The organism is Streptomyces triticagri, from assembly GCF_003429565.1.
In the GTDB taxonomy this organism is placed as follows: domain Bacteria; phylum Actinomycetota; class Actinomycetes; order Streptomycetales; family Streptomycetaceae; genus Streptomyces; species Streptomyces triticagri.
Genome location: NZ_QUAK01000124.1, coordinates 47,331 through 65,416, shown reverse-complemented (window position 1 = coordinate 65,416; position 18,086 = coordinate 47,331). Strand labels below are relative to the sequence as shown.

The window sequence follows — 18,086 nt, the reverse complement described above, 5'->3', positions numbered from 1 at the left end:
CCGCGGGAGGCCGTGACCGCGGAACCCGGCACCACGGGTCACGCGTCGCGCGGGACCACCAGACCTGATTCGTAGGCCAGCACCACGACTTGGGCCCGGTCGCGGGCCTGCAGCTTGGTCATCGCCCGGTTGATGTGGGTCTTGGCGGTCGAGGTGCTGATGGTCAGGCGATCGGCGATCTCCTCGTTGGAGAGGCCCCGCGCGGCCAGCGCGACCGCCTCCCGCTCCCGTACGGTCAACTGCCGCATACCGCTCTCGACTCGGGCCCGTGGCGGCCGGGTGACGTACCGGTCGATGAGCTTGCGGGTGAGGGCGGGGGCGAGCAGGGCGTCACCCCGGGCAGCGACGCGTACGGCATGCACGAAGTCCTCCGGCACGATGTCCTTGACGAGGAAGCCTGCCGCTCCGGCCCGCAGCGCCTCGTAGACGTACTCGTCCATGCCGTAGTTGGTGAGCATCACGACGTGTACGCCCGCGAGGGCCGGGTCCGCGGCGATGCGCCGGGTCACTTCGATACCGTCCATCACCGGCATCCGGATGTCGACCAGCGCGACATCCGGCAGCTCCTCCGCCGCGCGCGCCAGGCCGTCGCGGCCGTCGGCCGCCTCCGCCACCACCTCGATGTCGTCCTCCAGATCGAGCAGCGCGCGGAAACCGCTGCGGATCAACGGCTGGTCGTCGACGAGCAGGACGCGGATCACGGCGCTCCGTTCGTGGGGAGTTCGGCCCGGACGGTGAAACCTCCGTGGCTGCGCGGTGCGGCGTGCAGCAGGCCGCCGAGCGCGGTGACCCGTTCGCGCATGCCAAGGAGTCCGAGTCCGGACGTCGGGTCGGAGTGTGACGGCTCGGGCGGCGCCGCCTCGCCGTCGTCGTCCACGCGGACGGTGAGCGCGTCCGGACGGTAGTCGATGCGCACCGAGGCCCGGGCCGCGGACGCGTGCCGTACGACATTGGTGAGGGCCTCCTGAACGACGCGGTACGCGGTGCGTCCGACCGCAGCCGGCACGGTGTACGGCTCGCCCTCGGTGGTCAGGTCCGTCTCGAGTCCCGTCGCCCGGAACCGCTCGAGCAGATCCGGGACGGCGTCGAGGCCGGGTGGCGGGGTGGTGTCATCGTCCCGCAAGGCCTCGAGCGTCGCGCGCAGTTCACGGCTCGCCTCCCGGCCCGCCTCCTGGATCGCGAGCAGCGCCTCCGGCACCTGTCGGCCGCGCCGCAGGGCGACGTGGACGGCGACGTCGGACTGCAGCTTGATGACCGAGATCTGGTGGGTGAGCGAATCATGCAGTTCGCGTGCGATGCGCAGCCGCTCCTCATCGGCCCGGCGCCGGGCGGTCTCCTCCCGGGTGCGCTCGGCCTCGTCCGCGCGGCGATCGGCCTGCCGTACGGCTTCCCCGGCGGCGAACGCGGCGATCAGCCAGGCGATCTCCAGGGTGCTGCGGGCCTGGGACACGATCTCGCGGGCGGGCCCGCCGTGCACGATCAGGCCGGTGAGGTGCAGCGCTGCGAGCAGACCGACGGAGGCGACGACGGTGGTCCTGCGGTGTCCCGCGCGCACCGCTCCGTAGACCGCGACCAGGTACGAGACGGCGAGAACCGCGAAGCCGGCGGCCAGGTGCCCCACCGCGCACAGCGCCGTGACGGCCAGGACCGCGCGCGGTGCGCGCCGGCGCACGAGGAGTACGAGGCCGCCGGCCGCGAGCAGCGCGACGCCGAGCAGCTCGCCGCCTCCGCCCGGGTGCGGGCCGGTCAGCCCGGTGACGACCAGCAGGACCGCGACACCCACGGCGGTCGCCGCGTCGAGCGCCCCGGCGGGGACGGCCCACCGTCTTTCGCTCATGTCCGCACCGTAGCGGGACGCGGCGGCGGGCGAGTCCGGCGCGCGGACGAGGGGTGGCTACCGCGGGCGCGGTAGCGCAGGACCGTCTGCCACGTGCGCGGTAGGCGGATCGTACGGAGGTGGCAGCGGCAGGTGTCCGCGTCCGGGGGACGACGTGGCCGGTTCCGTCGCCGATGCTCGGCACGTACGGAGCCTGCCCCGATGCGCGGGCAGCGGCGGCCACGGAGACGGAGGCGAGCGTCATGAGTGTGCAGGGGACGATCATCGCGGCGGCCGAGGGCGGCGTCATCGGCAGTGGACGGACCGGGGCGAATCTCGCACTAGGCGTCGGGCTGCTGGGGCTGGCCCTCGGCTGGGCGACCCGGGCCCGCGGCGGCAGGCGGGTCGGCCTCGGCGGCCCGCGCGCCGGCGCGATCGCGGCCATGACAGCGGGGGTGGCCGGCACCTTCCTCGCGGTGCTGCACTTGGCCACGTCGAGCGGCGGCCCCGGCACCGGCAACGGACTCGTGGGCGCCGTCGTGGCCGTACCCCTGGGCCTCGCCGCCGTGTTCCTCGGCCGCCGAGCCCTGATCCGCTCGCGGTCCGAGGAGTCGTCGGGCGCTCAGGGGTCGCCGGGCCGGCCCGACGGCACCGCTCGGCTCCGGCCGTGACTCGTGCGGTCCGCCGCAGGAGCGGCCGAGGTCGGGTCCGGTCGAGTTCGGGTCCGGTCGAGATCGGGTCCGACCGACATCGGGTCCGGCCGAGATCGCTGCGCGTCGAAGATCAGGACCTCGCTCCGCGCCGGACCCGGCGCACGCCGTACCCGGCCGCCCCCAGGGCGAGCACCGCGGCGCCGGCCAGAACCGAGGTCAACGGCAGCGCACCGGCCAGTACGAGACAACCGGCCAGACCCACGGCAGGGACCAGGCGGCTGGGCCGATTCTCTGCCGCGGTCAGCGTCCAGGCGGCGGCGTTGGCGATCGCGTAGTAGACGAGTACACCGAACGAGGAGAAACCGATCGCCCCACGCACGTCCGCCGTCGCCGCGACCACGGCCACCATCGCACCGATCAGGGCCTCGGCCCGGTGCGGTACGTGGAAGCGCGGGTGCACGGCGGCCAGGGCCCGCGGCAGATGCCGGTCACGGGCCATGGCCAACATGGTGCGCGAGACACCGAGTACCAGGGCGAGCAGGGTGCCGAGCGCGCCCACGGCGGCACCGAGGCGCACGACGGCCACGAGCGGTTCGCCGCCCACAGCCCGTGCCGCGTCCGAGAGCGGCGCCGTCGCCCCGGCGAGCCCGTCGGGACCGAGCACCATCAGGACGGCGACGGCCACCAGGGCATAGACGGCCAGGGTGATGCCCAGGGCGAGCGGGATCGCCCGCGGAATGGTGCGCTCGGGGTCGCGGACTTCTTCGCCGAGTGTGGCGATGCGCGCGTACCCGGCGAAGGCGAAGAACAGCAGGCCGGCCGCCTGAAGCACGCCCGCGGCGGTCGTGTCGTCCCCGACCGCGAGGCGGGCCGCGTCGGCCCTGGACGAGGTGAAGGCCGCGACCACCACGGCGGCGAGCACCGCCAGGACCACGGCGACGATCACCCGGGTCAGCACGGCCGACTTCTGCACGCCGGCGTAGTTGACCGCCGTCACCGCCACCACGGCCGCCACCGCCACACCGTGGGCCTGCCCCGGCCAGACGTACGAGCCGACCGTGAGCGCCATCGCCGCGCAGGACGCCGTCTTGCCCACCACGAAGCCCCAGCCCGCGAGATGGCCCCAGAACTCCCCTAGGCGTTCGCGACCGTAGACGTACGTGCCGCCGGACGCCGGATGGCGGGCGGCGAGCCGCGCGGAGGACGTGGCGTTGCAGTGGGCGACGACCGCGGCGAGCGCCAGGCCGATCAGCAAACCGCTGCCTGCCGACCGGGCGGCCGGGGCGAGCGCGGCGAAGATTCCGGCGCCGATCATCGACCCCAGACCGATCACCACGGCATCGGCGGTCCCGAGCCGACGCGGCAGCTCGCCCGGTGTCAGGGCGGGCGTCGGCGACTTGCCCATCACTCACTCCTTCGACGGTCCGCCGCAGGAGCCTCCCATACGCACCGACCGCAGAGAGCGGTCCGGACCATCGGAACTCGGCCAACTCCCCACGCGTGCCCGCGCGTTCGCATATTCCGAGGCGGCCGCGGCGCTTCTCACGGTAGGAATCAGGAAGGGAGACTGGGCCCTGACGAATGTCAGGGGGTGCCGCGCCGCGGACAGTTGGGCCGGCGGACTCGCACGGGAGTGACGAGGGAGGGGCGTGCCGCGTGCATACCATCATCGTGGAACTGCCGGAGGTCCCGGGCGCGGCGGACGCACCGCCGGGCCGGCCCCGGCAGCTGCGCCTGAGGCCCGGGGAGAGCGCCGACTTCGGACGCGGCGGTGAAGGGAGCTCGGTGCGGCTGCGGCTCTCCGACCCGGGAGTGTCCCGTATCGCGGGACAGATCACGGCCGCCGAGGACTACTGGCGTCTGTCCAACTACTCCAGCTCCTCCACCTATGCCGTGGAGAACATGGAGGGTGCGGGCGAGTACATCAAGGTGGCGCCAGGCCGGCTCGGGGCGCCGGTGCCCTTCGAGTTCTCCCGTGTGCTCCTGCCGTCACGCGGCGGAGAGGCGACGTTCAAGGTGTACGCCCCCGAGCACGCGTACCTGGACGGCGATCGGATGTCACGGCTCAGTGGTGAGCCCACCCAGACGCCGTTCGCCCTCGACCGCACGTCGAAGTATTTCCTGGTGCTGCTCGCGCTGTGCGAGCCGCGCCTGCGCAACTCGTCGTCCGGAGCGGTCCCCGGCGTCGTGGACGTCCTGGAGCGGCTGCGGCCCCTGGCGTCCTGTCGCGACCTCAAGCGCTCGGCCGTCAACCGCCACATCGAGTACCTGGTCATGGAGAAGCTGCGGCTCGGCGACGGCAATGCGACCAGCAACAAGCGCGCGGAGCTGGTCAGTTTCGCGCTCCGCTTCGACCTGGTCCGCGAAGAACACCTCCCGTTGCTTCCTCCGCGCGACGGAAGGGGTTCCGTATGACGGACACGCCCAATGAGGGTGCTCCTCTGCCCGCTGTGCTTCCAGCGGGCTACCGCATCGGCGAGTGGGAACTCGACGAGCCGATCGGATACGGAAGTTGGGGATGCGTGTATGCGGCCGAGCACATCACCGAGCGCACCCGGGCCGCCGTGAAGGTCCTGCGCACCGACCTGATGTCGCCGGGGCAGCGCGAGGCCATGGCCGGCCTCCTGGACAGGGAGGTGCGCTTCAGTCTGCAGGCCGATCACCCGCATCTGGTGCGCACCCGTGAGGTCCTGAGCATCCGCGACACCGCACACCCGTCGCTGGAGGGCACCACCGCACTGGTGATGGATCGCGCAGACCGGTCCCTGCGCGATCTGCTGGACGCCACTGAGGGCGGGCCGGTCGCCGATGCCCGGGCCATCCTGCTCGGCATCAGCGAAGGGCTGGCCGACATCCACGCCCGCCGCTGGGTGCACGGCGACCTCAAGCCGTCCAATGTGCTGCTCACCGACACCGGCGGTGTGTGGCTCGCCGACTTCGGACTCACCGCCGAACTCGACGGCACCCACGCCTACGGCCCCCCGATCGGCACCTTCGACTACGTACCGCCGGAATGGTGGACCGACCAGGCCGGCGTGCGCAGCGTGTTGCGCCCCACCGCCGACATCTGGGCCTTCGGCATCCTCGCCCACCAGGTACTCACCGGCGGCGTCCACCCGTTCCCCGGCGCCGACGAGCGCGCCCGGTCCCTGAACGTACGGTCCTACGCGAGCGGCAGTACGGCACTGCGGCTCGATCCGGCGATCCACGAGGAGTGGGCCCGCCTCGTCGCCGAGTGCCTGCGCCCCGACCACGCGAGCCGTCGCCGGCTCACCGCTCCCGATCTTGCGCGTCGGGTTCGGAGGTTGAGCGGCGTCGGCCGGGGGCGGCGGGGCCGGGCGCTTGCCGGGAGTGCGACGCTCGTGCTCGCGACGATGCTGATCGCCCTTCCGAGCGGTGACGCACCGTCGAACGAGGCCGACAGCTCGCCCGCGCCCGCGCCGGGCAGCCCTGCCGATGCCTTCCCGGCCGGCAGCGACGTACCCAGGAAGCTGCGCCCCGTCATCGTCCGCGCAGCCGCCGGATGCACCGAGAAGGAAGTCACTCCCGCGCTGCTCGCGGCGATGCTGAAGGAGGAGAGCGGCTTCGACGCGAACGCCTCCCGGCCCAAGGACGACGAGTACGGCATCGCCATGTGGACCCCGTGGGTCTTCAACTCCTGGGCGGCCGACGGCAATCGGGACGGCGTGAAGGACTACATGTCACCGCCGGACGCCATCGTCGCCATGGCGTCCTATCTGTGCTGGCTGGATCAGCGTTTCAAGCAGAGCGGCCTGCACAAGGACCTCACCGGGATGCTCGCTGCGGGCTATCGGAGCAGCGACAAGACGATCATCAACGAACGCGGGGTGCCCGAGCGTCTCCGCCCGTACGTCACCGCTGTGCAGCGGCACCTTGCGCAGTACACGAAGTGAACGGTTCACCGGGTCCACGGCACCCGGATCACCAGCGAGCCGACGACGACATCGTGCAGGCACCTGCTCCGGTCTCCGCAGCACCACAAGCAGTTGAGGGCTCCGAGCAGCGGTGTGCACGTGAAGGCCAGCTGGGTCAGTAATCGCTCCGCGGCCCGACCGTAGGACAGGTGTTGCCCGTCGGCGGCCTGCACCACCCGCATGCCGAGGACCAGCTTCCCGGGCGTGCCACCCCACCGGGCCGTGCTCACCGGTGAATAGAGCGCGCAGAGCACCAGATGCAGTACGAGCGCGGTGGTCCAGCGCCGGCTGCCCGAATTGAGGACGACCAGAAGAACAGGCAGCGGCGCAAGGATCGCCTCATCGAGCAGAAAGGCGCCGAACCGCCGCGACGGCGAGGCCAGTTGATGCAGCGGACGGTCTCCGAGATAACCCGTGGCATACGGTGCGCGCGATTCGTCGGCATCGGCGGGCATTCGGTCTCCTGACGGAATGTCGAACCTCCCGGGCAACTCCCCGACCAGATTAGAAATCCTGCGAAGCAGCGCCATCTGACATCTGTCAGGGTGCGCGTTCCGCCGGCTGTCAGGTGGGGCTTCCGACGGCCGGCAGCCCTGACAGACATCAGGTACACACCAGGCCGCGCACCGGGTTGGATTTGGATGCAGCAGAACCCGTTTCACGAAAGGGGAACCGGCGTCCGGACGGCCACTGCGTCGAATTGCGTACGGCTCCCAGCAATCAGTCGCCATATCCGCGCCGGGTCCGAGGCCCGGCGTCGACTCCGTCCCAACCGAGGGGAGGGCCAGTGCCGGAGGAATGGGCAGGCAATTCGCGGCGCGACCTTCTTGTGGAGCAGTGGTTCATCGACCGGCTTCTCGATGTGCGCGCGCTGCACCATCCGCAGGAACCACTGGTGCTGCTCGGCGGTCGCGGCAGTGGCAAGAGCAGCCTGCTGGCACACCTCGAGGCCACGGCAGGCAACACCCACTGTGCCCGCATCAACTGCGAGCATCCGGACCAAGGGGTCGCGGGTGCGATGGACGTCCTCGCCCGGATCGCCTACCGCATGCGCTCGGAGACTCCCCGCTTCCCGCGGCTCCAGCTCCCTGCGTACGCGGTCACACGCCTGGCCCTCGCGGTGGAGACCGACCCGTCGGACCGGGAGGCCGATCTGCAGGCCATGGAGCGGGCGTTGACCCAGGGCCGCGGCCAGGAGCATGCGCGCGACCGCTTCCTGCCGCTGCTCGAGAAGGCCGCATCCGTGGCCGGACTGCCCACGGCCGTGCTGCAGGCACTGCCGCTCCTGGTGGAGATCGCCGGGGCGGTCGAGCGGAGACTCCTCAGAAGGAGGCATCTCAGGATCGTGCGTGGCATCGGCGCGCCCGGTTCGCCGGAGGACTTCCTGGTGGACCTCAGCTACGGCTTCCAGGATGCCCACGCCGAAGAGCGCAGAGCCGCCGAGCGCGTCCTGATGCGGGCGTTCCTGGACGACCTGCGCCGCGCCTACACCACCGGCCGGCGCCACCGCCGCCGCACGCTGTGCTGCGCGCTGTTCCTCGACAATGCCGACCACGTACCCGGCCAGGATTTCCTGGAGTTGCTCGCTACGGGTCTCGCGGAGACTGGGGCGACGGCAGTCCCACTGACGGTCGTGGCCACCGCACGCAGCCGCCCGGACCTCATCAAGCAGTCGGACCTGCCGAGCGGCGGATATCTGCGGTGCTGGCAGGGGCCGGCCGGAGGAAGGGCGGAGCGGTTCGTGCCCTCGGCGGTGCAGGGCGGTGTCGATGTCGTGGTGGCTCAACTGCGGCCACTGACCCTGACCGAAGTCCGCGACCACTGCAGCAGGGCAGCACGGCAGTGGGAGCTGCCGTGGCCCGCAGGCGTGGACCGCCCCGAGGCCTGGCTCGGCAGGCTCGTCCACGAACTGAGCTCCGGTCATCCGTACGCCGCGGGCGCCGTCCTGTCGGCGCTGCCCCGCTTCCGCAGCGAGGTGCCGCTGGTCGACCGCCTGCGCCGGATGCTCACCCCCGGAGACGACCTGTCCGTGCTGGGCGCCGCAGTGCGCGCACCGCTGTTCGGCCAGGCGCAGTTCAGCACGCACCATCTGCGCCGCGCGGCGGCGCCCGTCGTGCCGGCGCAGGCGCTGGCCGCCGGCACGCTCTGCGGCCAGGTACCGGTACGCGACAGCATCAGGGCGCTGCTTCGCGACGATCTTCGCTGCGATGCGGTCGTGGACGGAGGTCCTGCCGTGGTGATGCCCGCTCTGGTCCGCCGGCTGCTGTTGCAGGAACTCTGCCGGAACGGCTGGGACGGTGGCACGCAGACCAGCCCTTGGTCGGACACCCACCGCGCGCTGCTCGCCGCGGCGAGCGGCCGGGATGCCGCGTACCACCGCATGGCGCTGGGCGGGGTGGAGAACACGGCGGCCGCCGTGCACTACCTCGATGAACTGCTCGGCGGCGTACGCGAGGGACGCACGCGGCCTCAGGAGTGGTGTGCGGCGCTGTCCTGGATCCAGCGCGCCCCGCACCCCGCCCTCTCGCAGCCCGGCGACGCCATGCGCGAGTACCGCCGCCGGGTCACCGGGGTCACCGCGGTCCTCCCGCGGTCACAGTGGCCGATCGCCAGACTCCTGATCGCCGGCCAGCTCACGCTGCACCCCGTGGACGACCCCTGTGCGCATCTGTGGTCCGACCCTCTGGGGGATCCCACGGCCGAGCTGCGCGGCGAAATCATCGATCAGCTGGGCGAGCTGCGTGGACGTCTGACGGACCAGCAGGGCCTGTCGCTGTGCGAGCGAATCAAGACCTACAGGAAGGATCCCTGGTGAGCCCCATCGTCCCCCCGACACCGCACGTACCTTGGTGGCAGCGCCCCCGTACCTACGTCATCGGAGCCCTCGCAGTCCTCTTCCTCGGGGGCATCGGCTACTTCCTCTTCGGCGGAGAGCGATGGGGAACGCTCGAGTACGTGACCCGGCACTGCGCCGACGACATCTGGGAGCGTGGCCCGGAGGACGAGTGCGTCGGCGTGTCCGACGGCGGCTACGTCTTCGGAGACCTGGCTGACGTGTCCGCCTCCATCAAGCAGGAGAACGACACGGTGACCGACGGCAGCACGCCGTATGTCACCATCGCGGTCCTCATCCCCATGACCACCGACGAGACCGACAAGAACCGCCGGGCCGCCGTCGAGCGTCAGATCCGCCACGAGGTGCAGGGAGCCCACCTCGCCCAACTCCGCATGAACAAGGAGGGGGCACCGAGGATCCGGCTGGTCCTGGCCAACGCCGGGCGAGGCAGCACCCAGTACCGGCCCGTGGCGGACGATCTCGAGGAGGAGACCGCCTCCCGGCACAGGCTGCGCGCGGTCGTCGGCTTCGACGTCAGTGAGGAGAACACCAAGAACGCCATCAGCCATCTGACGAAGGACCTGGGGATCCCGGTCGTCGGCGGCCCCATCACCGCGACGGATCTCGCGATGCCGGGCCTCGCCCGGGTCGTGCCGCCCAATGAGGACCAGGCCGGTGTGCTCGCCGGCCTCCCCGGCGACAAGGGCACCTTCCTCGTGGAGGACACACGTCCCGGTGACAGCTACGTCGCCACGCTCCGCGACGCGTTCAACAAGCAGCGCGACACGGAGGCCCTGGAGTCCGAGCAGTACCGGTCGTCGGGCGGTTCCGACGACGATCCCGGCCTCGACGACGATTTCCTGAACATCGCGCAGAACATCTGTCAGGCCGGCGCCTCCGACATCTATTTCGCCGGCCGGCCGCCGCAGCTGCGGCAGCTCGTACTGCAACTCGGCACGCACGGCTGTGAGAACACCGAGAACCGATTCCGGATCATCACCGGCTCGGGCGCCTCCACCATCGACTCCTACGTCAGCAGCCGCGATCTCAGGAAATGGCGCAAGGCGCTGCGCCGAGTGACCGTGGAGTACTCCGCCGTCGGGCACCCGGACGCCTGGGAGAAGGACAGGACGAAGGCTCCCGAGGCCGCAGACGCCAGGGAGGAACTGAGCGCCCTCAGGGAGGGCTTCAGCGGACTCGGTCTCGCCGAGTCGGACCTGGAGGACTCCCGGCTCATGACCACGTACGACGCCACACGTACGGCCATCAAGAACATCCGGCTCCAGGGCGGCAAGGACGATCTCCCCGGCTTGGACGAGGTGTTCAACGGCTGGCCGCGGCTGAAGAACGTGGAAAAGGTGCACGGAACCACCGGCTGGATCTGCCTCGACAACGACGGCAACGCCTTCAACAAGGCCATCCACCTCGTACAACTCGACCCGGAGTGGAAGGAGGGCCGGAAGATCTCCTTCCACCGCGTGGCCTGGCCCTCCGGCGAGAAGCTCACGGACCGCTGCACCAGGAGCGGCGGTGCCGGCTGACCCGGCGCAGGGCGGGCCACGCGGTCGGCGACGCAGTTGATGCAGTACCGCTGATCCGTGGGCGCCGCGTGCTCCTCGCCCCGCTCTCTAAGCGGGCCGGGAGTCCCAGAATCGGTTGAGCACGTCGGCGCCCCGGTCCGGGTCCTGGAGCATCCAGTAGTGGGTGAGACGGTCCAGTTCCACTGCCTGTGCTCCGGTTGTCCCGGCCACGTCCAGGTCCATCGCGGGCTGTGCCATGGGATCGCCGGTCGGGATCAGGACGAGACCCGGCGCTTGAGCGGGGTGGTCGAAGTCCTTGCCCCAGTCGGCGTGGAGGTTGGGCCAGGCGGAGCGGTAGAGCGTCAGGATGGCCGTGCTCATCTCCTGATCGTGGACGGTGTCGACCTCCGTCGCCAGTTCGGCGCTCATCCCCCGGGGGCGGAGGAAGTCCCCGAAGCCGGGGCTGCCGGGGGTCTGGTCGCGCAGCGACGCGAGGAGGTCCTCGCCCTCCGGCGTCTTCTGGAAGAGGGTGGCGGCCTCGTGCCACGCATAGTCGGGGTGCCAGCCGTGCGCGACGTCGGACACCCAGCTGCGTACCGGCACGTCGTAGGCGGAGACGATCCGCATCACCAGGTGCGCGCCCCAGTCGTGACCCACGAGGTCCAACGGCCCCCTGAGGGCCCGCAGTTCGTTCGCCAGCCAGTCGGCGTACGCCTCCTTGCCGTCGAGGCGGGCCGGGCGGGGGCTGCCGAACCCGGGCAGCCGCAGGGCCGTGTTGGGGCGGTCGATCCTCTCCCGGAGGCCGTCCCACACGGACGGTGTCTCCGGTACTCCATGGATGAATACGACGGTCACGAGAGCTCCCTGACGCTGCGAAGTGGATTAGTTATCCGCTTCACCGTAACACCGACCTGATAGGTTATCCACATACGTCCGCGGAGGAGGAATGATGAGGTCGGACGCCGCACGCAACCGGCAGCGGATCTTCGACGAGGCACGCAGCGCCGTCATCGGCGGGGAGACCGCGCTCACCCTCAACGAGCTCGCGCGCAGGGCGGGCGTGGGAGTGGGGACGGTCTATCGGGTCTTTCCCACGCAGCGGGCCATGCGCGAGTCCGTCCTGGAGGAGGCGGTCCGCGAGCTCATCGATGCCGCGGCCGCGGCGAGCGGAGCTCCCGATCCCGCCGAGGCACTCGTCGGCTTCCTCCGCACGGCACTGCTGACCGCTCTGGCGCGACCGGGCCTCACCGACGTCCTGATCACCGGGTCCGACGAGACCGAGTCTCTGCACCGAGCCAAGGGAGAGCTGGTCGAGGCCACCTCCGGACTGCTTTCAGACATCCGCCCCGCCCCGGCCCTCACCGGCGAGAACCTGCTCAAGCTCCTGTGCGGACTGATCCACGCCGTCAGCGAGCACCCGGCGGAGCGGCAGCCGACCGCGATCGACAACTACCTCGGGATCCTCCGGGCAGGGCTCGCACCCGCCCCCTGACGACCGGCCGCCTCCCGGTGCGCGCAAGGCCCGACTCGGATGCCTGCCGGAGGCCGCATCGTGCCGTGCACTCATCGAGCTGGTACGGAGCGTCACCTCGCCGCGGCACGGCGTCGGCCGATCGGCCACACACTGGTCGAGGCCGCGATCGCCCCGCTGATCGGTTCACGACCCGTCCGCCTCGTCGACGGAGGGGGCGGCGGTCTCCCCGCGGTTCGCCGAAGGTTTCGCGGCCTGCGTGCTCGATTTGGTACCTCGCGTCCGCACGGACCGTTGCCTTCGTGCCGTGACGACGATGGCAACAACGAAGAGCACGAGGCTCGCCCAGATGACCCACCTCTCGGGCCACAGCTCGTGCGACCCATGGCCTTCCTGCGGCCGCCCTCCGTCGACCCCCGAGATCATGACGGCGAGCAGCCCGACCATGATGAGCACGACGGACAGCCGCCCGGCCACCCAGGCCCCCACCGCGTAGACCGGCGCAGATCCGGATGCTCGACGGCTCCTCAATCTCTCCGCCGGACGCGCAGGGGCCAGCAGACGAAACAACAGTAGACCCGCTATGGGTAGTTGCAGCGCCCAGACCAGATCCCGAAAACTGCCGTCGTACCAAACATTCGTGCCGTACAGCAGGGTATGCCAAACACTGAGAGCGTAGACCACGATGATGAAACGGTGGAGCGCCAGCCATACCCGAGAACCGGTGCGGTGACGGAGGTAGAACGCCAGCCCCAGCGGAATTGCCAAGTAGAACGCAATCAGTCCGACAAAGATGGCGACTCTCCCGGTACCCGAGGGATAGGTCCCGGGCACCCATATGTGCGTGAACGTCTTGAAGAAGCGTTCGGCACCTGCGTACTGCTCACGATTCGCCTGCACTTTGTCCACGAAGAACACGAGGGCGTGCATGAACATCAGGCCGATCGTGGTCAAGCTGGTCGTGCGGTGCAGCCTTTCCACGGTCGCCCCGCGGAACCACCGCCAGCGGGGCTGCCTGCCGGAACGCAGCAGTCCAAGAATGACGGTGATGTAGGCCCACAGCAGGCCTGACCAACCGAACGCCTGACAGAGCCAGTATGTCCAGTTGTCCCAATCACTCATCATGGGCATGAGCTGAGTCGTCCCAGATGTTCCATTTTCTACGCGTACGACAAGCCACAGGAAAATTGCCGCAGTTGCCACTAATGCCAGCGTCGCATCCGGCACAGCACCTTTCAGATCTGCACGAAGCGCCGGCCAGTCAAATTTTCGCGGTGCGTTCCTCAACGAGCGTAGAGGCTGACGCCCTTCGACCATCACGGATCTCGCTTCCTTTGTTGACCGCCTGGGACTGCTGGAGCATTCATGCCTGTTGGATTGTCCACCTCGCGATCCAGACGCATCCTTGGGTCGCGTCCGCCGAGGCGGTCGCGACCCAAGGGTGCCGGCCGATGTGTCTCGCGTGTCAGTGCCCGGCGACGACTCCGGAGAGTTCGGTCGTGGTCTTCGGCAGGGTCACCGAGGCCTTCTTCTTGCCCGATTCGATGTCGATGGCGTGCAGCTTCTTCGCGCCGGGCTCGGAGACGTACGCGGTGTGGTCGCGGACGAAGAGGACGGGCATGGGCTGCTGCCAGTCGAGCGGCTCCTTCCAATCGCCGATGGCCGGAATGGTGCGGACGACCTTGCGCTTCTCCGGGTCGATGACGTGGATGTCGCCGTCCGTGCCGAGGACGAGTGCCTCGCCGTGCGGGCCGCGGGCCAGCGAGCGGAAGGAGTAGCTGGTGCCGAGGTCGAGCAGGCGCAGTTTGCCGGTGCGGGTGTCGATGAGCGAGACCCGCTCGGGGCGCTCGAGTTCGGCCTCCGGGTCGGTCTTGTAGTCGCCGAGCAGGATGGGGGATGCGTCGCTGCCCGCCTGGTTGCCTATGCGGGCGTACTTGTCGGGGGCGTCGATCTTCTTGAACTTGCCGTCCTTGTACATGAGTGCGCCGTTCTCGCAGCCGACGACCACGGCCTCGCCCTTGGCAGCGGCTTCGCCGTGCACGCCGGGGCAGTCCTCGTTGCGGGCGATCTCCTTGCCGTCCTTGTCGAGGACGAGGGCGCCGGTGCGCTTCTCCTCGTCGCCGATGGTGGTGAGGAGTTCGCCGTTCTTCAGCTCGATGGCCACGCCGTGGTGCGGCTTGTCGGTGGTGTGCTCGCGGCCCTTCGGCTTCTCTCCGGAGCCGAGGTCCGCGGGGTCGAAGACGTTGACCTCGCCGGTGCCGTCGGTGAAGAGGACGGTCTTGCCGGCGTGCCGTACGACGTGGCCGGGCTTGGCGCCCTTGTACTCGATGTCGGTGAGGGTCTGTTCGGCGGCGTTCACGACGCGGAAGCCGCTGTCGGTGGAGAGCATGACGTGGGTGTCGTCACCGACCGGGTTGACCCGGTTGAAGCCTGGGACCTTCACGGTCTTCGCGAGCTTCAGGGTCTTGCCGTCGAGGAAGTAGAGGCCGCCGTCGTAGGTGGCGACCACAGGCTCGTTCAGGGGCGTGGAGGTGCTCGGGCTGCTGTCGTCGGCGGCCTTCGAGGAGCCGGCGTCCTCGTCGTTGCCACAGGCGGTCAGGGCGAGAGCGAGGGCCAGGGTGAGCGCGGCGCCCTGTGCGGCGCGGCTGCGTACGGGGATGTTCACGTCCGGTGTTCCTTAGGTCGGGGACGATGGGTTTCCAGCAGGCCGGACACAGGGGTCCGGCAGGGGTTCGAGGGCGGGGCGGTCAGGGGCGGGTCAGGCGGTCAATCCCCCGGCCATGGCACGGGTGTTGGCGCGCATCATGGCCAGGTAGGTGGCCGCTCCCCCGCCCTTCCCGGTCAGGGATTCGGAGTACAGCTCGACGACCCGTACGTCGCCGCCCATCTCCTTGCGCAGCACCTCGGCCAGCTTCTTCGGCCGGGAGGAGTCGGCGAAGATGGTCCGTACTCCCGCCTCGTCCATGGCGCGGGTGAGGGAGCGCAGATCGGACGAGCTCGGCGAGGCGAGCGTGGTGCCGCTCGGGATGACGGCGCCGACCACCCGGAAGCCGAACCGGTCGGCGAGGTAGCCGAAGACGTGGTGGTTGGTCACCAACGCCCGGTGCTCGCGCGGGATGCGGTCGAAGGTCTCGGTCATCCAGGTACTGAGTCCGGCCAGTTCCTTCCGGTACCGCTCGGCGTTCTTGCGTACGGTCGGCTCGTCGGCCCCGTCGACATGGGCTGCGACCTCGTCGGCGATCAGGCCGGTGGCCTTGCGTACGCGGTCGGGGTCGGTCCAGAAGTGCGGGTCCTGCTGTCCTGCGTCGCCCTGGCCCGCGCCGTACGCCAACGGGTCGACGGCGGCGCCGACTTCGAGGGTGGGCACGCCGGACTTGCGGGCGTTGTCGACGTGCCGCAGGACGTTCTCCTCGAGGCCGAGGCCGTTGAACACCACCAGGTCCGCCTGTTCGAGGGCGGCTGCCTCGGTCGCGGAGAGGCCGAAGGAGTGCGGGTCGGCATTGGGTTTCATCAGGACCTGGACCCGCGCCTCGTCGCCGACGATCCGGCGGGTGATGTCGCCGAGAATGTTGGTGGTGACCACGACGTGCGGGCGGTCCGGCCCGGTGGAGCAACCGGGCAGCCCAACGACGGCAAGCAGCGCGGCGAGTACGGGCAGCAGGGCGCGGCGCAGCAGCATGCGTATCCCGGTGCGGCGGCTCATCGGCCGGTCTCCACCATCAGGCCGGGACGGATGTCCAGGTCGAAGGAACGGGCGAGGCGCAGACCGTCGTTGTAGTCGATCTCGGCGACGCGCTTTCCGGCCGGGTCGCTGACGTAGGCACGGGTCGTGTCGACGGCGATGTCCGGCGCGCCCGAGCCCTTGCCCGTCCCCGTCGCCTTGGCGCCGAGTTCGGTCTCGGCCGTGCGCCGGCCGCTCTCGATGTCGTAGCCGCGCAGCGTGCCGTCCGGACCGAGGGCCAGCAACGGGGCGCCCTCGCCTGCAGTGTTGGCGGCGACGACGGGTCCTGTCCCGATGCGCTGCCACTTGCGGTCGGTGACGTCCAGGACCCAGACGGCTTCATCGCCGGCGAGCGCGGTCAGGGTGTCGCTGCCGGGCCGCAGCCGGAATCCGTCCGCCCGCTCTCCCTCGGGTGTGTCCTCGGGGTAGGGGATCTCCACGGCTTCGAAGTCGCCGTCTTCTTCCCGTACGAGCACGGCCCCGTCGGCGCAACTGAGCACCACCCCGCGGCGGGTGACGGCGTCGCCGCGCAGATCGCGACAGGCGGTCTTCGGCGCGGCGACCTGCTTGCCCGCGCGGGTACGCACCGTGATCCGGTCGTCCTGGTCGTCGCCCGCCACGACGACGAGGTGCTCGTCGGAGGGAATCACCGCCGCGGGCCTGCCGATTCCGGCGTCCCGTCCCTTGCCGACCCGGCCGTCCTCGAGGTCGGCACGCCGGTGCAGTCGCGCACCACCGTCCTCGGTGGTCACCGCCGTCACGGCCGCGTCGCTGCGTATCGCCACGTCCGCATCGCCGTCGGCGGGTATGCGCCCCACCGGCCGGATGTCGGCACGGTAGTAGTGCACATGGTCGCCGTGGTCCACCATCCAGGCACCGGTGTCGAGCACGGTGACGCCGGACCCGGAGTGGAAGTGACCGAACCGGCCGTCGGTGGTGAGGGCGGTGACCCCCTTGACCGTCGGTGTCCTGTGGGTCTTCTCGGTGATGAGGTCGAGGACGCGGGTCTCGCCGGTGGCCGGGTCGCCGAGGACGAGCCGCGACTGCTGCTCGGCGGACTCCTCGGCGCCCTCGACATATCCGTGCGGAGCGGAGGCGGAGGACTTGGCGGGCTGCTGCTCCTCGTCGCCGCCGGAGGCACATCCCGCGCACAGGGCGGCGGTGAGTGCGGCGACGGCCGGGAGCCGACGGGCCGTGCTGCTGCGGGTGATCACGAGTTTCCCATTCCGATGCGTACGGGGGTACTGGTGGTGCGGTCCGGGGCCGAGGGGCCCGGCTCGTCGGCGGTACGGGTCCGGCCGAACAGGCCGGCGGCCAGCCGCGAGACGAAGAACTGAGCGACGGCGAAGGCCGCGATGCTCGCCCCGGCTGCGGTGCCGAGATGCCAGGAGATGAGCAGTCCGAAGAAGGTGGCGCTCGCCCCCAGGACCGCGGCGCCCGCCATCACACCCGGCACGCTCCGTGCCCAAGGCAGTGCCGAGGCCGGCGGCGCGATCAGCAGACCGAGCACCAGCAGCGTGCCCACCACGTGGAAGGACGCGACGATCGCGAGCGTCAGCAGTCCGAGCAGGACCGCGTGCGCGACGCGTGGACGCAGTCCGAGGGTGTGCGCCTTGCGTTCGTCGAAGGCCAGGGCGAGGAACGCCCGATGTCCGAGCGCCGCGACGGCCACGGCGAGGACGAGCGCGACAGCGAGGGTGGCCAGATCGTCGGCGCCGACGGCCAGTACATCCCCGAAGAGGAAACCGGTCAGGTCGACGGCGAACGACTGCGAGCGGGACACGATGATCACGCCCAGCGAGAGCATCCCGACGAAGAGCAGTCCGATCCCGGTGTCCTGCGACAGCCTCGGCGTACGCCCGAGGACGGTGACGCCGGCCGCCATGACCACGGCGCTGGCCGCTGCCCCGATCAGGAGGCTCCCACCGAGCAGCGAGGCGATCGCGACCCCGGGGAGCAGGCCGTGCGACATCGCGTCCCCGAGGAACGCCATCCCGCGCAGCACCACCCAGGTGCCGGCGAGCGCGGTGATCGCGGACACAAGGAGCCCTCCGATCAGGGCTCTTTGCACAAAGGTCACCTCGAAGGGACCGGTCAACCACTCCATGCCCGCAGACTATACTGAAAATGATTG

The 18,086-nt window shown here is 70.4% G+C and carries 16 protein-coding genes; 6 read left to right on the top strand and 10 right to left on the bottom strand.

Annotated elements, in window-relative coordinates:
* Positions 1–38: 38 nt before the first annotated feature.
* Positions 39–701 (bottom strand): response regulator, encoded by a 663-nt coding sequence (locus DY218_RS24125; RefSeq protein ID WP_128558239.1) that lies wholly within the window; start codon positions 699–701, stop codon positions 39–41.
* Positions 698–1,837: a sensor histidine kinase gene (locus DY218_RS24120; protein ID WP_128558238.1), complete on the bottom strand. Its 1,140-nt coding sequence runs from the start codon at positions 1,835–1,837 to the stop codon at positions 698–700. The genes DY218_RS24125 and DY218_RS24120 overlap by 4 nt, the downstream gene beginning before the upstream one ends.
* Before the next feature lie 242 nt (positions 1,838–2,079).
* Here DY218_RS24120 and DY218_RS24115 point away from each other — a divergent pair, with 242 nt between their 5' ends.
* The gene (locus tag DY218_RS24115) at positions 2,080–2,487 is read left to right on the top strand and encodes a DUF6223 family protein (protein ID WP_128558237.1); all 408 of its coding nucleotides are present in this window, start codon (positions 2,080–2,082) and stop codon (positions 2,485–2,487) included.
* Between the two features lie 112 nt (positions 2,488–2,599).
* On the opposite strand, the gene DY218_RS24110 is transcribed toward DY218_RS24115, so the two are convergent.
* Positions 2,600–3,874, bottom strand: a complete 1,275-nt coding sequence (locus DY218_RS24110; protein WP_128558236.1) for an APC family permease — start codon at positions 3,872–3,874, stop codon at positions 2,600–2,602.
* Between the two features lie 251 nt (positions 3,875–4,125).
* Between DY218_RS24110 and DY218_RS24105 the strand changes: the two genes are divergently transcribed.
* Both DY218_RS24105 and DY218_RS24100 read left to right on the top strand, forming a co-directional pair.
* A complete protein-coding gene (locus DY218_RS24105) occupies positions 4,126–4,884 on the top strand; it encodes a serine/threonine protein kinase (RefSeq protein ID WP_128558235.1) in 759 nt (252 codons plus the stop codon).
* Positions 4,881–6,383: a serine/threonine-protein kinase gene (locus DY218_RS24100; RefSeq protein ID WP_128558234.1), complete on the top strand. Its 1,503-nt coding sequence runs from the start codon at positions 4,881–4,883 to the stop codon at positions 6,381–6,383. Before DY218_RS24105 ends, DY218_RS24100 begins: the two co-directional genes overlap by 4 nt.
* 5 nt (positions 6,384–6,388) lie before the next feature.
* Here the strand turns inward: DY218_RS24100 and DY218_RS34315 are convergent, their stop codons facing one another.
* Positions 6,389–6,859: an RDD family protein gene (locus DY218_RS34315; protein WP_158574104.1), complete on the bottom strand. Its 471-nt coding sequence runs from the start codon at positions 6,857–6,859 to the stop codon at positions 6,389–6,391.
* 332 nt (positions 6,860–7,191) lie between these two features.
* Here DY218_RS34315 and DY218_RS24090 point away from each other — a divergent pair, with 332 nt between their 5' ends.
* The gene (locus tag DY218_RS24090) at positions 7,192–9,219 is read left to right on the top strand and encodes a hypothetical protein (protein ID WP_128558232.1); all 2,028 of its coding nucleotides are present in this window, start codon (positions 7,192–7,194) and stop codon (positions 9,217–9,219) included.
* On the top strand, positions 9,216–10,781 hold the full coding sequence (locus DY218_RS24085) for an ABC transporter substrate-binding protein (protein ID WP_128558231.1): 1,566 nt from the start codon (positions 9,216–9,218) through the stop codon (positions 10,779–10,781). Before DY218_RS24090 ends, DY218_RS24085 begins: the two co-directional genes overlap by 4 nt.
* Before the next feature lie 87 nt (positions 10,782–10,868).
* On the opposite strand, the gene DY218_RS24080 is transcribed toward DY218_RS24085, so the two are convergent.
* Positions 10,869–11,615 (bottom strand): alpha/beta fold hydrolase, encoded by a 747-nt coding sequence (locus DY218_RS24080; protein ID WP_128558230.1) that lies wholly within the window; start codon positions 11,613–11,615, stop codon positions 10,869–10,871.
* A 94-nt stretch (positions 11,616–11,709) separates the two neighbouring features.
* Between DY218_RS24080 and DY218_RS24075 the strand changes: the two genes are divergently transcribed.
* Complete coding sequence (locus tag DY218_RS24075) at positions 11,710–12,252, top strand: TetR/AcrR family transcriptional regulator (RefSeq protein WP_128558267.1); 543 nt, start codon at positions 11,710–11,712, stop codon at positions 12,250–12,252.
* A 165-nt stretch (positions 12,253–12,417) separates the two neighbouring features.
* Here the strand turns inward: DY218_RS24075 and DY218_RS24070 are convergent, their stop codons facing one another.
* From DY218_RS24070 to aztB, 5 genes are all read right to left on the bottom strand, one after another.
* The gene (locus DY218_RS24070; RefSeq protein WP_128558266.1) at positions 12,418–13,548 is read right to left on the bottom strand and encodes a ferric reductase-like transmembrane domain-containing protein; all 1,131 of its coding nucleotides are present in this window, start codon (positions 13,546–13,548) and stop codon (positions 12,418–12,420) included.
* A gap of 148 nt (positions 13,549–13,696) precedes the next feature.
* A complete protein-coding gene (gene aztD / locus DY218_RS24065) occupies positions 13,697–14,896 on the bottom strand; it encodes a zinc metallochaperone AztD (protein ID WP_128558229.1) in 1,200 nt (399 codons plus the stop codon).
* Between the two features lie 93 nt (positions 14,897–14,989).
* Positions 14,990–15,934 (bottom strand): zinc ABC transporter substrate-binding protein AztC, encoded by a 945-nt coding sequence (aztC, locus tag DY218_RS24060; protein WP_128558228.1) that lies wholly within the window; start codon positions 15,932–15,934, stop codon positions 14,990–14,992.
* A complete protein-coding gene (locus tag DY218_RS24055) occupies positions 15,931–17,166 on the bottom strand; it encodes a hypothetical protein (protein WP_128558227.1) in 1,236 nt (411 codons plus the stop codon). Before DY218_RS24055 ends, aztC begins: the two co-directional genes overlap by 4 nt.
* Positions 17,163–18,059: a zinc ABC transporter permease AztB gene (aztB, locus tag DY218_RS24050; protein WP_128558226.1), complete on the bottom strand. Its 897-nt coding sequence runs from the start codon at positions 18,057–18,059 to the stop codon at positions 17,163–17,165. The genes DY218_RS24055 and aztB overlap by 4 nt, the downstream gene beginning before the upstream one ends.
* Positions 18,060–18,086: the final 27 nt, after the last annotated feature.